We start from the raw sequence: 14,542 nt of genomic DNA on the forward strand, positions 1-14,542 counted from the left end.
GCGATATTTCATTTTACATAACAAAAAATTAACATACCCCTAAAAAACTAGGGGTATATATTTTTATATCATAAAAATTACATTTCAAACCCCCTCTTTTATAACCCATACATTTATAATCATATATATTTGGCTCGTTAACTAACAAAATCAATTATGAAAAAAGTCGAGGCAATTATTCGAAAATCAAAATTTGATGAAGTCAAAAAGGCGCTTCATGAAATTGAGGTGAACTTCTTTAGTTACTGGGATGTAACTGGAGTTGGTAATGAAAAACAAGGCCATGTGTATCGTGGCATTTCTTACAGTACAACAGATATTCAAAGAAGATACCTATCCATTGTGATATCTGATGAGTTTTTAGAAAAAACAGTAAACACTCTTTTGGAATCAGCAATGACCGGTAATGTTGGTGATGGGAAGATTTTTGTATCCGAGATTACAGAAGCCTACAGAATACGAACCAAAGAAAGCGGTCACGCAGGAATAAACTAAAACTAACCAACGAACAATTTTAATATGGAAGCAGGATTATTTACAGCAAACAACGTATGGATGATGGTTTGTACCGCTCTGGTATTCTTCATGCATCTAGGATTTTCTTTTTTAGAAATAGGATTAACAAGACAAAAAAATACGGTAAACATTCTTTTTAAGAACGTATTTATAATTACCGTAGGTTTATTATTGTACTATATAGGGGGTTTTAATTTAATGTACCCAGGTTTTGAAGATGGTGCTGCTGGATTTTTCAAATTCGCAGGATTTGGAATAGCCGCACCAGAAAATGGTATGACTCCTGATTATGCAGATGGTGGTTATACTTGGTGGACAGATTTCTTGTTCCAAGGTATGTTTGCAGCAACTGCAGCCACAATTGTTTCTGGAGCAGTAGCAGAAAGAATTAAGCTTGGCGGTTTTATGATTTTTACCATTATTTATGTAGGCTTGGTATACCCAATAGTTGGATCATGGCAATGGGGTGGCGGATTCTTATCTTCCCTTTCCTACGGTCAAGCAGAAGGTTTTTATGATTTTGCAGGATCTACCTTGGTACACTCCGTAGGTGGCTGGGGAGCATTGATTGCCATTTATCTACTTGGTGCTAGAATTGGCAAGTTTGGTGAAGATGGAAAACCAAAAGCGATACCAGGGCACAATCTTCCTCTAGCAGCAGCTGGTGTACTTATTCTATGGTTAGGATGGTTTGGATTCAACGGTGGTTCAGTTTTGTCAGCAGATCCGGCAGCAACTTCTTTAGTTCTTGTCACAACATGTCTAGCAGCAGCTGGTGGTGGTGTTGCGGCATTTTTGACTTCAACGGTTCTTTACAAAAATTATGATCTTACCATGTTTTTAAACGGTATTTTAGGAGGTCTAGTCGGCATTACTGCTGGAGCAGACCAAATGTCTCCAAATGAAGCAGTAATTATTGGTCTTCTTGCTGGTGTTATTATTGTCTTGGGCGTAGCGCTTATAGATAAATTAAAACTGGATGATCCAGTAGGTGCAGTAGCAGTTCACTTAATTTGTGGTATTTGGGGAACTTTAGCCGTAGGCATTTTTGGAGCTATGGCTGGTTTTGACCAATTCTTGGTACAATTAGCTGGAGTCGGTGCCGCAGCAGTTTTCTGCTCTCTAACAGCCTTTATCATTCTATTTACAATCAAGAAAGTAGCTGGACTACGCGTTTCTGAAGAAGAAGAGCTAGAAGGTCTAGACATACATGAACATGGAATGGATGCTTATTCAGATTTTAGGATGAATCAGCACTAAAATTTTAAAAGGAAACGGAGCGTTTGGCAGAACGCTCCGTTAAATAACCTTTTCAATTCTTAATCAGTTACAATTAAACTCAACATTAAAATGCACTTTTTTAGTGCCTAAACATTGAAAATATGAAAACGATTATAAATACAAAGTTCGTAAAAAATTTAGCTCTTGCAGCTATAGCCTTGATTTCAACTGGAGTTTTCGCTCAAGAAGAGGAAGAATCAAGCCCATTTTCTTTATCTGGTAGTATTGATGCTTATTGGAGAACCACTGGAAGTGACGGAGGTGATGCAACAACAGCAACCCCAACTTCATTTGCAAACCAAACTGGTTTTGCCCTAGGTATGGCAAACTTAATCGGCAGTTATGAAATGGGAGATACTGGTGTAGTGGTTGATCTCGTTTTTGGGCCAAGAGGTACAGAAGCGACTTTTGAAAATGATGTTTTGAATGGCATCATAAACCAAGCATATGCATATTGGAATGTATCTGAAGGAACTACATTAACTGTTGGTCGTTTCAACACTTTTTTAGGTTATGAAGTAATTGCACCATCTGCAAATTTTAATTATAGCGTGTCTTACCTGTTCTCAAACGGACCTTTTTCACATTTAGGTGTAAAAGCTGATTTTGCTTTATCTGATGATGTAAGTTTAATGCTTGCCATTACCAATCCTTGGGATGTTAATGATACCAGTGCCACAGGAGAGTATGCTTTAGGTGGCCAGTTAGGTTTTTATGACCAGTACCTAAACCTTTATTATGACAGCGGTAGAAACGGTGGATTAGGTTTTGAAATTGACTACACCGGCGGTTTTAATGTTTCTGATACTTTTTTCTTAGGAATCAATGCGGCCTATAATGACAATTCTGAAGCGGGAAATGGTTTCTATGGTGCGGCATTGTATCCACAAATAACTACTTCTGATAGCTTCGCTCTTGGTTTAAGAGGTGAGTATTTTGTTGCAACTGCTGATGGTTTTGATGATGTTCCAGTACTTGGTCTAACTCTTACCGGAAGTTTTACAAAAGACAATTTAATTATAAAGCCAGAAATTCGCTTGGATAGCTTTGGTGATGACAACGAACCATTTTTGGATAGTGATGGAGAATTCACAAATAGCTTAGCTTCCTTACTAGTAGCTGCTATTTACACTTTCTAATTTAAAGAGGGCATATAAATTTTAGAAGTCCTCCAGCGATTGCGTTGGGGGATTTTTAGTTTTTGGCAAAATCTTTTACTCCTGCCATCACCTTAGTTTTCAAATAATTTTGCCTTGGCACTAAGGGGCAGGAGTATTTTTTATTATACACGCAATAAGGGTTATATGCCTTATTAAAATCGATGATGATGATTTCACCTTCTGGAATTGTTAAATCTATATAGCGTCCTCCACCATAAGTTTCTTCTCCATTAGTATCATCCAAAAAAGGCAGAAACAAATAGTTCTCATATTCTTCTTGGTCTAATAAACCCAAACTTTGGTAGATTTCCAATTGATGCTTTTTACCATTAAGCTCAAAATGTGCAATTCCGTATAAAAGTTCTTCTGTTTTTCTATCCGTCGTAGTTGCCAATAAAAATGGGACTGCATCTGGTGTACGCTCAAACCTTGCCTTTACAATATAATTGGTATCAGGATCAAAAAAATCCAAACCTTCAAAATCTTTTCTGTACCTGTCTGGCAAAGGAGAGGTTTCCGGATCTTTATATTCTAAATTTAATGCTGTCTGAAACTCTAGTATTGCAGCAACCGAACTTGAACTGACCGATTCAGTTTCATTTTCAGGCTCGTGATATTTTTTTCCCTGACCACAGGCTAATACACTACAGATTATAACAACGCAACATATATATTTCATAATTCAAAAATACTAAGGATTTCCTTTTTAAATTTTTACCTTGAAAAACTATTTAATATTTCAAAAATGAAAAATGTAATTCTAGGCCTACTAATAATTCCATTGTTATTTGGATGCGAAGAAAAGAAGAATGATTTAACCCAAAAAACAGCTCGTTACTACCCAAAATTAGATGCTAAAAATTATAACGTTGCTTTTCTAATTATGGATGGAGTTTACAATACGGAGTTTACCGCTCCTTATGATATTTTTCAACACACCCAATACCGAGAAGGGATAAAAGCAATGAACACTTTTACAGTTGCCAATACCTTAAATCCCATTACATCTTTTGAAGGTGTTAGAATCTTACCAGATTTTGATTATACCCAAGACTCTATCCCAAAAATTGACATTCTGGTTGTTCCAAGCGCTGAACATCATCTTGATACCGACTTAAATGATACTGTAATGCTCAATTTTGTTAAAGAGATAGATAAAAATGCTCTTTTTATAACTTCACATTGCGATGGTGCCTTTGTTTTGGCAAAAGCGGGGTTATTGGGCAATGTTGCATCCACAACTTTTCCAAGCGACATAGGCAAGTACAGGAATCTGTTTCCAAAGCTAAATGTAAAAGATAGCGTCTTATTCGTACATGATGGAAAGTACATTACTTCCGCGGGGGGTGCAAAAAGCTTTGAAGCATCATTATACCTGTGCGAATTTCTTTATGGAAAAGAAATAGCTGAATCTTTAGCAGGTGGTTTGGTAATTAACTGGGATTTAGATGATGTACCTAGCTTTATTCGTCATTAATTTGATAACGGGCATCATCTAAATATTTATCCACTAGCTTATTATATTCTGGATTTATTCGCAATAAAGCAGTATTTGGTAAAGTGTCGAGTTTTTCGGTTTCTTTAAAACCTTTTTTAAACGCTTCTTCTAAATAAAATAGTGCAGTTCCGTAATCTTCATATTTAGAGCTTAAGGAAATTACATCCAAATAATACTTATAATTTTTTGATTCAGTAATTGTTTTTAGCATTGATAATAAAATAAGTGCCTCATCATCAACTGTTTTTTCGGCTTTTACGACCCCAATAGTATCCTCAATCAGTGCATTCACAAAACTGTACAAACGTTTGCCCATTTGGCGCTCACTTTTCTTATCACCATAAATAAACTTGTTCAGCTCTATCATCTGATAATTCCACCATCCTAAATTATTGTAGTTGTAGGTAAGCAAATCTTCTTCTAGGTAATAAACATAATCTTCCTTTAAAAGCTCTTCTTTAAATAAGGTTGCGCTCTCGCTTCGCTTTAAACTACGAAACAATTTATCTTTTCTAAGTGCTTTCTGAATAACTTTCAATGAATCTATATCGGTGTGTGTTCTGTAAACGTTCAGTAGTTCGGACAAAGCCCTATCCGCAAGTAGAAGGTTTTTTTCCTTTTTTAATAGGTGTATTTGTTTTAAATCATCTTTATAAGCGTTTACCACATAAATGGAATCTTTGGGGGCATAGCCTTTTGCCATAGCCGATAGCGTAAACAATCGCACTGCTTTCTGAAGCTGTTCCTTACTTGGCCACTCACTTCCCCCATCAAAAACCAAAAGATTATTTGGAAATTTTAGTCGATTTAAAATCTTCTCATGCGTCAATAATGAGGTGTAATTAAAATCTTCTTTTCCCACAATTCCCACAAAATGAAATGGATTTTTAACTGTGAGCAATTCCATATTGGCCAAAGCAGCACCGCAAGAAATCACCCCTTGTATATCTTTAAAAAAGATGGGCATTAGATTTGCTAAACGCCCTCCGCTAGCAAAACCTGCGGTATAAATTTGATTCTTATGAATAGGTAGAATAGAATTCACTTTTGAAATCATTCTACCAGTGATCAATACACTTTTTGACACTGGAATACTATCACTAATATTATTTGAGGCAGCAAGAATATAATTTTCTTTTTCCGCTATCTCACGGAACATTGCCAATGCTTGTTTTCCCTTTCCTTTGGTATCAAAAACAAAAAGTATTGGCCATTTACCTTTGTTCTCAAATTTAGACGGCAAGTACAATGAAAAGCTTTCTTGAATTGAATCCGTTACAGAGATTGAATCTAAAATCTTTCCTTTTTGTAATGTGAGTTTTTGAGAAAGGGAAAAATTGAAAACAAAAAGTGTTATTAATATTGGAAAGCATTTTCTTTTCATACGGCAATTACATCAAAAATCTAGCCAAACAGATATTGAGTATGCTATAAAATTAAAGCTTTTATTTATTAAACACGTTAGCAATAGGAACATTAGAAACCACATTTGATAAAATAATATGTGTCCGTGTTTCGCCATAGGTAATTAGCTTATCTATAAATTGCTCTAAATGAAATTGATCTTTTAAGACTACTTCCATTATTATATTTTCATTTCCAGTTATGCGGTAGCAATTAACTACTTCATCGAAAGTATCCACTTTATTTAAAAATGGTCTTAGCTTACCAACAAAAGCCCTTAACGCCACTATTGCCCTTAATTGCAACCCTATCTTGGAGTGGGAGACAACCGTTTTATAACCTTCAATTATTCCCAGGTCCTCCATCTTTTTTACCCGCTCAGCTACTGCTGGAGGAGTTAATCCCACTTTTTTTCCAATACTTACAAATGATTCGCGCGCGTTTAGTTGTAAACACTCTAAAATTTTTTGATTTAATTTATCTACTTTATATTCCAAGGCAAATATTTATTATTTTTTATTATTGTTAAGCAAATAGCTTATTTCTATTTGTTTTACAAATTTAATTTTTATTTTTCAGATGTAATTTTATATTACAAATTGTTATTGAAAAATGATGCAGAATACGCCTTATAGTTCTTTGCCTGTATACCAAAAATCTCTTGCGCTTCGTGATTTAGGCAATGCCATTGCAACCTATTTTTCAAAAGATAATAACCTTTTTAACTTACAGCGAACTGCTAGTCTAAGAGAACATATTGCAAGTGCTCTTTTTACTGATTCCAGTCTAATTTCTAAGCAGATTGAGGAAGCAGAAACCAGTAATTCATATGAAACTCGTGTAAAAAGTGCAAGTTTCATCAATGTGATGACCCGTAATATTCTATCCTATTGCAACGGCCTTGAACATGATGGTGTTGAGGAAAAAGAATATGTAAATCTATTACGCAAGGAATTAAAGTCTTTTCATCTGTCCTTTAAACAGTGGAGAAAATCATTCAACTAAAGTTTCGATGATAACTTTTTCTGAATAAAAAACTACATATTCCTACGGTATTGTCCACCTACTTCAAAAAGTGCATTGGTTATTTGACCTAAAGAGCAGTATTTGGTCACTTCTATTAGCTTTTCAAAAATATTTTCGTTCCTAATAGACACTAACTGTAGTTCTTTTAAGAGTTGGTTTGCAATTTCCAGATTTCCTTTTTGTAGATTTTCCAATGTGGTTATTTGATTTTGTTTTTCTTTCTCTGTAGCCCTTATTACTTCTGCAGGAAGAATGGTAGGTGACCCTTTTGAGCTTAAAAAAGTATTGACCCCTATAATTGGATATGCCCCAGAATGTTTTAAAGTTTCATAATGCAAACTCTCTTCTTGAATCTTAGATCTTTGATACATGGTTTCCATTGCACCAAGAACTCCTCCCCTTTCGGTAATTCTATCAAATTCTAGCAATACAGCTTCTTCTACTAGGTCTGTCAATTCTTCAATTATAAAAGAACCTTGCAAAGGATTTTCATTTTTCGCCAGACCAAGTTCTTTATTAATAATCAATTGTATTGCCATCGCCCGCCTTACAGATTCTTCTGTAGGGGTCGTTATTGCCTCATCATAAGCATTGGTGTGCAATGAATTACAATTATCATAAATAGCGTATAAAGCTTGTAAAGTGGTCCTAATGTCATTAAAGTCTATTTCTTGGGCATGCAAGCTTCTACCTGAGGTTTGGATATGGTATTTCAGCATTTGGGCTCGTGGGCCTGCTCCGTACTTTTCTTTCATGGCCTTAGCCCAAATGCGACGAGCTACCCTACCAATGACAGCATATTCTGGATCTATGCCATTTGAAAAGAAGAAAGATAGGTTAGGTCCAAATTTATCAATATCCATTCCTCTACTTAAATAATACTCCACATAAGTAAATCCGTTGGACAGTGTGAAAGCTAATTGGGATATTGGGTTTGCACCAGCTTCGGCTATATGATAACCAGAAATAGAGACAGAATAAAAGTTCCTTACATTTTTTTGAATAAAATATTCTTGAACATCACCCATTAAACGCAGTGCAAACTCGGTAGAGAAGATGCATGTATTCTGTGCTTGGTCTTCTTTTAATATATCTGCTTGTACTGTTCCTCTAACTTGACCAAGAGTTTGTAGTTTTATTTTTTCATATACCTCTTTGGGCAACACTTGATCTCCGGTTACCCCTAAAAGCATAAGTCCCAGTCCATCATTCCCTTTTGGTAAATCTCCAATATATATAGGTCTTGCTACTCCCCTGTCCCTGTATATTTTTTCTATTTTCTTCCCTACTTCTTTTTCAAGCCCATTATCAAGAATATATTTTTCACAATTCTGATCAATGGCGGCATTCATAAAAAATCCTAAAAGCATTGGAGCTGGACCATTAATGGTCATGCTCACCGATGTCATTGGGTCGCTCAAATCAAAACCTGAATACAGTTTTTTTGCATCATCCAAGCAGCAAATGGAAACACCAGCATTACCAATTTTACCATAAATATCTGGTCGGTGTCCTGGGTCATTACCATAAAGTGTAACAGAATCAAAAGCAGTGGATAATCGTTTGGCATCCATATCCAAACTAACGTAATGGAACCTTCTATTGGTTCTTTCTGGTCCACCCTCCCCAGCAAACATTCTTGTGGGATCTTCACCAGTTCTTTTAAAAGGGTATAATCCAGAAGTGTAAGGGAAGTCTCCTGGCACATTCTCCTGGAGCATCCAGCACAGTAAATCCCCCCACGCCTTATATTTTGGCAAAGCAACTTTAGGAATCTTTGAATGAGACAAGGATTCCGTATGCGTTTCAATCTTTATTTCCTTACCTCTAACTTTAAATGAGTATTCTGGGGCTTTATAACTTTCCAATTTTCTTGACCAGTTTAGGATTAAATCCCAATTGTGAGGATTTAAATCCATCTTTACCTTATCAAATTCCTTCAATAATAATTTAAGTAAATCAGTATCTACGGTATTTGATTGGGCAGTAATTTTAGCTTCATCCAAACCTGATTTGGACAAAAAGGATTGCTCGCTATCTGATTTTATATTTAAAACTGAAATTACGGTCATAAAAATGCCATACAATCTTTGGGCAACTTTAACCTGTTGGTCCACTTGCAAATCGTAAGCTCGATTACTTTCAGAAATTTCAGAAAGATATCTTGTTCTTGAGGGAGGGATTACAAAAATTTTCTCCGTCATTTCATTACCGACCTCAAAACTAGAATCCAACTTGGCTTCAGCCTTTTCAACCAATATATTCATGATAGATTTATACAACCTATTCATGCCTGGGTCGTTAAATTGCGAGGCGATGGTACCAAATATTGGTAAATCGTTTTGATTAACATCCCAAAGACCATGATTGCGCATATATTGCTTTTTTACATCACGCAATGCGTCCAAAGAACCTCTTTTATCAAATTTATTGATAGCAACAATATCAGCAAAGTCTAGCATGTCTATCTTTTCTAATTGTGTAGCCGCGCCGAATTCTGGTGTCATTACGTAAAGAGAAACATCACTGTGTTCCAGAATTTCAGTATCAGATTGCCCTATACCTGAAGTCTCTAAAATAATCAAATCAAAATTTGAAACTTTTAAAATATCAACAGCTTCACTAACATATTTTGAAAGTGCTAAATTGGATTGTCTTGTCGCCAAGGAACGCATATAGACCCTTTCATTATTTATAGCGTTCATTCGTATACGGTCTCCCAATAAAGCACCACCAGTTTTTCGCTTTGATGGGTCAACTGAAATTATACCCAAATTCTTATCTGGAAAATCTATTAAAAACCTTCTTACCAATTCATCTACCAAGCTAGATTTTCCTGCACCACCAGTTCCAGTAATACCTAATACCGGCACTTTATTTTCAATTGCTTTTGCTTTAGAAAAATGTTCTTCAAACTCCTCATGGCGATTTTCTGCCAATGATATCATTCTAGCAATAGTGTTAGAATCTTTTGTCTTTAAAAGTTGCTCTAAATTATCTTTCTTCTTCAATCGTAATTCCGGGACCGCCGTATCCGACTTCATCACCAAATCATTTATCATTCCTTGGAGACCCATTTTCCTGCCGTCATCCGGGGAATAAATTTTGGTAATCCCATAATCCATCAAATCCTTAATCTCCTCTGGAAGTATTACACCTCCGCCTCCACCAAAAATTTTAATATGACCTGCGTCTCGTTCTTCTAACAAATCATACATATACTTAAAATACTCATTATGTCCTCCTTGATATGAGGTCATGGCAATGGCATTGGCATCTTCTTGAATGGCACAATCAACTACTTCTGAAACACTACGGTCATGCCCCAAGTGAATTACTTCAACTCCGGTCGCCTGAATAATACGACGCATGATATTGATTGCCGCATCATGACCATCGAATAGCGAAGCTGCAGTAACAATTCTTATTTTGTTTTTTGGTTGATATGGTGCTTGTTGTTCCATTAGCAAAAAAGAGTCAATTTTCTAAGTGCAATTTACGATAAATGCAAAGAAAAAAGGATTGTATTTAGAATTTTATAAAAATATGCCATGTCAAGTGTCCGCTTTTTAGAATAACATAATTTTGAAACAATAAATATGCTATTTTGAAAATTACCATTTTAATACATTGTCCCGATCAAGTTGGAATCATAAGTGCTGTAACACAATTTCTACATAAAGAAGACGGGAACGTAATCTATTTAGATCAACACGTTGACAAGGAAACGAGCGTGTTTTTTATGCGATTGGAATGTGAGTTTAATCAGGATTTTTCGAAGAAAAAATTTGATTTAGATTTTGAAACGGAAATTGGGACTCCTTATAATATGGAATGGAGTTCGCATTCAAATAATATAAAACCAAGAATGGCAATTTTTGTTTCAAAATACAATCACTGCCTTTATGATTTATTGAGTAGGCACAATTCTGGAGAGCTAGATGTAGAAATACCATTTATCTTAAGTAACCACAACGACTTAGAATACATTGCCAAACAATTTAATATTCCGTATTACCATGTTCCTGTTTCCAAAGAGTCTAAAGTAGCAGCTGAAGAAGAACAATTTCGCTTATTACAAAAGCATGGTATAAACTTTATAGTGCTGGCCAGGTATATGCAAATTGTCTCTTCTAAGTTGATAAATGTCTATCCAAATAAAATTATAAATATTCATCATTCATTTTTACCTGCATTTGTTGGTGCAAAGCCTTATCATGCCGCTTTTAAAAGAGGGGTTAAAATTATTGGCGCTACTAGCCACTATATAACAGAAGAGTTGGATGCAGGACCAATTATTGAACAAGGGGTTACCACAGTTTCCCATTCCCATACCATTAATGATTTTATTACCAAAGGAAGAGACTTAGAAAAAATTATTCTTTCGACCGCGGTAAAACTTCATATTGACCGTAAAACAATGGTCTGTAAAAATAAGACTGTGGTTTTTAGTTAAAATCAAATGTCTAAACGGATAAACAGTAATTTTACACTTAAATAGTTCTCTTATGAAAAGAATAGTAGCTCTAATTATAGTTTTTCAATTTTTAGGTTGTGTGGAATTGCAACAAGTCGTAAATCAGTTACCCCAAGGAGGAGCTTTAGGTAATGAAGAGATAGCCAGAGGTCTTCGTGAAGCTTTGAACTTTGGTATTGACAAACAAGTAAGTAAACTAACACTGAAGGATGGTTTCTATAAAAATGAGTTGGTAAAAATTTTACTGCCTGAAGAGCTAAAAAAAGTAGATAAGACGCTACGGAGTGTTGGTCTTGGAAATTTAGCGGACGAAGGTCTGAAAGTTTTAAACAGGGCAGCTGAGAATGCTGTTAGTGAAGCCACACCAATATTTGTCGATGCCGTGAAAGGAATAACATTCAATGATGCCAAAAACATACTTCTTGGTAGCGATAACGCTGCGACCACTTACTTAAAGCAAGGAACTGAAACTAAATTATATGATAAATTCAATCCAATTATAAAAAATTCTTTTGAAAAAGTTGGTGCTGATAAAATATGGAGTAACCTGATAACCAAATATAACAATCTGCCTTTGACTAATGATGTAAACCCAGATTTAACAGATTATGTGACTCAAGAGGCTTTATCTGGTGTATTCACTATGGTGGAAATTGAGGAAAAGGAAATCAGGACCAAAGTTTCTTCTCGTACCACAGATTTGTTAAAAAGGGTTTTTGCTTTACAAGATTAATATTTTGAACAAAACAATAACTAAAAAAAAGTGCCGTTATAACTTTAACAGAATAAGGCAATTATAACATATTGCTAAACTTAATTTAACCTCTCCCAAGAGGTTATAATTGAATTTTACAAAACTTATTTGAGTTAGCATTTTTTTGAGTTAGTTAGTTTAGAAACCGGTGTTCGCACCGGTTTTTTAATTCAACCAACACTAAATAACTGGTCTTCAATATTTTAATCAAATCCACGAAAAAATCGCTGATTTACTTTCATAGAAGTAACTTCTTATCGGGGTTTACTTTTTTTAATGTTTTTTTATGATTTCAATCCCTTACTTTTTTTAACTTGTTTGGTAGTACTACTCAGTAATGCTAATTCATCAATCAAATGGGACCATTAAAAACATACACGTTTCTATTGTTCCTGCTAGCCACAAAAATTGTATTTGGTGCAATCACACCTACAAATACAATATTAGAACGGGAATCTAAAAAATTGGCTTATCCGCAGGACTCTATTCGTTGGGCAGATTATTTTTACAATATTCAACGTTATGACGAAGCTATCAAATTATATGAAAAAGGATTAGAACGAAAAGGTGTAGACAAGCCAAAATTTCTTAAGAAACTAGCGCTTAGTGAAGCAGGTTTACGCAATGTAGAAAATTCTACTGCCTACTTAGAATCTTATCTACTTACTGATTTTAATACTGATTTTATAAATCATGAAGGCTTTGACAAAATTAGGGAATCAGAGGAGTTTAAAAGTATAAAAAAAAAATATGCTCCTAAACTGAGTTTCTCGGCCTTTTTTTACTTATTAATTGCTTTTGTAGGTTTTTACACTACCTTAATCCTTAATTTCAATAAGAAAATTAGGCTTTTTGCTAGGTGCTTAATAAGTGGTTTTATTTTTGTTCACTCTTTTTTTATTCTTCATATTGCCCTAATCATATCAAACTATCAGTATGTATACCCACATACATACTTAATGACGACTTGTTGCTCTTTTCTATATGGGCCGTTGCTCTTTTTATACTTCAAAAAAGTGGTTCGCAATCATTCTTTTAAATACAGTGACCTACTGCATTTGATTCCTACTGTGCTCCTTTTATTATATATAACCCCAATCTATTCACTTAGTGCAACTGAAAAATTAGATTTAATGCTTTCAAGGGTTCAAAATGGTCTCAGCGCATCTGATTTTCAAATGCTTATTTTAATCGTTCTTTTAAAACTAAGTTCATTGGTTATATATGGTTTCTTTATTAGGAAATTATATTTAGAGAGTAGCAGAAAAAATGCACTTACAAAACCAAATAGATTGTGGCAACGAAACGTGTATCATATCCATTTTCTATTCATTATCTCCTATGCTATCTATGGAATACTCATAATAAATACCATATCATCAGGATTTTTAATTCATTTACAAATAGGAAGCATGTCCCTAATGGTTCTTTATTTAGGTTATTCTGCAAATATTCAGCCAAATGTTTTTAATGGGGTAGTTTCATATACCAATCGTTTATTTCCAAAATATGAAAAATCAGGCTTAACAAATAGCTTGTCAATTGAATTAAAGAATCATTTAGAATACCTTTTTAAAAACGAAAAGGTTTATAAAGAAAATGACATCAATCTTGAAATGATTGCTAAAAAACTAAATACTTCCAGACATAATGCATCTCAAGTTATTAATGAGCATTTTAATCTTAGTTTTCATGAATTAGTAAACAAATATAGAATTGAAGAAGCCAAAAAAATATTGATTGATGATCAACAACGTAATTTAAATATTATCGATGTAGCTTATGAGGTTGGTTATAACAATAAAGTAACCTTTAATAAAGCCTTTAAAAAAGACACAAACCTTACTCCAAGTCAATTTCAAAGAAAAGCTCCCATACTACAAGCGTAAATTGACGGTAAACATTTATCGGATAGGTAAACGTTTATAGGAATTTCCTGAAAACCCCTTGCCACTCTGTTAATTTGATTTAATAACTTAAAAATGTAGGCAGCCCTGAGACATTTGCACTTACACGAAAAGACTAGACTTTGGTCTCATTTTCTACAAGAGTAATTATTTGAATTAGTCATCAAAACTTCGGGGCTGTACCTGCATTCTAACTCAAAACTATAGTTAAGTATGAAAAACAGGACTAAATTGTTGTGCTTGCTCTTTTTAATGGGAATTTTCTCAGTATTTGCACAACAAAAGAATGTAACGGGTGTTGTAACCGATTTTGAAGGACTACCACTACCTGGAGTAAACATTTTAGTGAAGGGCACAATCACAGGAACACAATCTGATTTTGATGGAAATTATGCAATCCAGGCTAGTTCTGGAGACGTATTGGTTTTTTCCTACATAGGTCAAAAAACAGTTGAAATTACTGTGGGCGCATCCAATACTATAAACGTACAGATGGAAGAAGATGCTCAGGCGCTTGAG

Annotated in this window: 13 protein-coding genes; 9 read left to right on the forward strand and 4 right to left on the reverse strand. The window is 34.6% G+C overall.

All coding sequences use genetic code 11. From position 1 onward, the window contains the following. The first annotated feature begins 156 nt into the window (after positions 1 to 156). From AACP56_RS04275 to AACP56_RS04285, 3 genes are all read left to right on the forward strand, one after another. Entirely contained in the window at positions 157 to 495 is a 339-nt protein-coding gene (locus tag AACP56_RS04275; protein WP_339333073.1) for a P-II family nitrogen regulator, read from the forward strand. Between the two features lie 24 nt (positions 496 to 519). After that, complete coding sequence (locus AACP56_RS04280) at positions 520 to 1,776, forward strand: ammonium transporter (RefSeq protein WP_339333071.1); 1,257 nt, start codon at positions 520 to 522, stop codon at positions 1,774 to 1,776. A gap of 122 nt (positions 1,777 to 1,898) precedes the next feature. Beyond that, positions 1,899 to 2,936: an outer membrane beta-barrel protein gene (locus AACP56_RS04285; protein ID WP_339333069.1), complete on the forward strand. Its 1,038-nt coding sequence runs from the start codon at positions 1,899 to 1,901 to the stop codon at positions 2,934 to 2,936. Between the two features lie 55 nt (positions 2,937 to 2,991). On the opposite strand, the gene AACP56_RS04290 is transcribed toward AACP56_RS04285, so the two are convergent. Continuing rightward, entirely contained in the window at positions 2,992 to 3,636 is a 645-nt protein-coding gene (locus AACP56_RS04290; RefSeq protein ID WP_339333067.1) for a DUF1684 domain-containing protein, read from the reverse strand. Positions 3,637 to 3,702: 66 nt separating this feature from the next. Between AACP56_RS04290 and AACP56_RS04295 the strand changes: the two genes are divergently transcribed. Further along, on the forward strand, positions 3,703 to 4,434 hold the full coding sequence (locus tag AACP56_RS04295; RefSeq protein ID WP_339333065.1) for a DJ-1/PfpI family protein: 732 nt from the start codon (positions 3,703 to 3,705) through the stop codon (positions 4,432 to 4,434). Here the strand turns inward: AACP56_RS04295 and AACP56_RS04300 are convergent. Together AACP56_RS04300 and AACP56_RS04305 are read right to left on the reverse strand one after the other, a co-directional pair. Then, the gene (locus AACP56_RS04300) at positions 4,421 to 5,839 is read right to left on the reverse strand and encodes an alpha/beta hydrolase (protein WP_339333063.1); all 1,419 of its coding nucleotides are present in this window, start codon (positions 5,837 to 5,839) and stop codon (positions 4,421 to 4,423) included. The genes AACP56_RS04295 and AACP56_RS04300 overlap by 14 nt on opposite strands. A 61-nt stretch (positions 5,840 to 5,900) precedes the next feature. After that, entirely contained in the window at positions 5,901 to 6,356 is a 456-nt protein-coding gene (locus AACP56_RS04305; protein WP_339333061.1) for an Lrp/AsnC family transcriptional regulator, read from the reverse strand. A gap of 115 nt (positions 6,357 to 6,471) precedes the next feature. Here AACP56_RS04305 and AACP56_RS04310 point away from each other — a divergent pair, with 115 nt between their 5' ends. Next, entirely contained in the window at positions 6,472 to 6,864 is a 393-nt protein-coding gene (locus AACP56_RS04310) for a hypothetical protein (protein WP_339333059.1), read from the forward strand. 32 nt (positions 6,865 to 6,896) lie between these two features. Here AACP56_RS04310 and AACP56_RS04315 read toward each other — a convergent pair whose 3' ends face one another. Then, a complete protein-coding gene (locus AACP56_RS04315) occupies positions 6,897 to 10,349 on the reverse strand; it encodes a methylmalonyl-CoA mutase family protein (protein ID WP_339333057.1) in 3,453 nt (1,150 codons plus the stop codon). A gap of 140 nt (positions 10,350 to 10,489) precedes the next feature. Here AACP56_RS04315 and purU point away from each other — a divergent pair, with 140 nt between their 5' ends. The 4 genes from purU to AACP56_RS04335 form a co-directional block, all read left to right on the forward strand. Further along, positions 10,490 to 11,341, forward strand: a complete 852-nt coding sequence (purU, locus tag AACP56_RS04320; RefSeq protein WP_339335466.1) for a formyltetrahydrofolate deformylase — start codon at positions 10,490 to 10,492, stop codon at positions 11,339 to 11,341. A 52-nt stretch (positions 11,342 to 11,393) separates the two neighbouring features. Further along, positions 11,394 to 12,095 carry a DUF4197 domain-containing protein gene (locus tag AACP56_RS04325; RefSeq protein ID WP_339333055.1) on the forward strand — a complete coding sequence of 234 codons (702 nt, stop codon included), beginning with the start codon at positions 11,394 to 11,396 and terminating at the stop codon, positions 12,093 to 12,095. Positions 12,096 to 12,472: 377 nt separating this feature from the next. After that, on the forward strand, positions 12,473 to 14,005 hold the full coding sequence (locus AACP56_RS04330; protein ID WP_339333053.1) for a helix-turn-helix domain-containing protein: 1,533 nt from the start codon (positions 12,473 to 12,475) through the stop codon (positions 14,003 to 14,005). Positions 14,006 to 14,236: 231 nt separating this feature from the next. Beyond that, a partial coding sequence (locus tag AACP56_RS04335) for a carboxypeptidase-like regulatory domain-containing protein (protein WP_339333051.1) occupies positions 14,237 to 14,542 on the forward strand: 306 nt, incomplete at its 3' end.

This window comes from Croceitalea sp. MTPC6 (assembly GCF_036985525.1).
Taxonomy (GTDB): domain Bacteria; phylum Bacteroidota; class Bacteroidia; order Flavobacteriales; family Flavobacteriaceae; genus Croceitalea.

Bases quoted from the DNA above. Each gene is read 5' to 3' on its own strand.
- AACP56_RS04275 (WP_339333073.1), top strand. From the start codon at position 157: ATGAAAAAAGTCGAGGCAATTATTCGAAAATCAAAATTTGATGAAGTC.
- AACP56_RS04325 (WP_339333055.1), top strand. From the start codon at position 11,394: ATGAAAAGAATAGTAGCTCTAATTATAGTTTTTCAATTTTTAGGTTGT.
- AACP56_RS04285 (WP_339333069.1), top strand. From the start codon at position 1,899: ATGAAAACGATTATAAATACAAAGTTCGTAAAAAATTTAGCTCTTGCA.
- AACP56_RS04315 (WP_339333057.1), bottom strand. From the start codon at position 10,349: ATGGAACAACAAGCACCATATCAACCAAAAAACAAAATAAGAATTGTT.
- AACP56_RS04295 (WP_339333065.1), top strand. From the start codon at position 3,703: ATGAAAAATGTAATTCTAGGCCTACTAATAATTCCATTGTTATTTGGA.
- AACP56_RS04330 (WP_339333053.1), top strand. From the start codon at position 12,473: ATGGGACCATTAAAAACATACACGTTTCTATTGTTCCTGCTAGCCACA.
- AACP56_RS04290 (WP_339333067.1), bottom strand. From the start codon at position 3,636: ATGAAATATATATGTTGCGTTGTTATAATCTGTAGTGTATTAGCCTGT.
- AACP56_RS04310 (WP_339333059.1), top strand. From the start codon at position 6,472: ATGATGCAGAATACGCCTTATAGTTCTTTGCCTGTATACCAAAAATCT.
- AACP56_RS04280 (WP_339333071.1), top strand. From the start codon at position 520: ATGGAAGCAGGATTATTTACAGCAAACAACGTATGGATGATGGTTTGT.
- AACP56_RS04300 (WP_339333063.1), bottom strand. From the start codon at position 5,839: ATGAAAAGAAAATGCTTTCCAATATTAATAACACTTTTTGTTTTCAAT.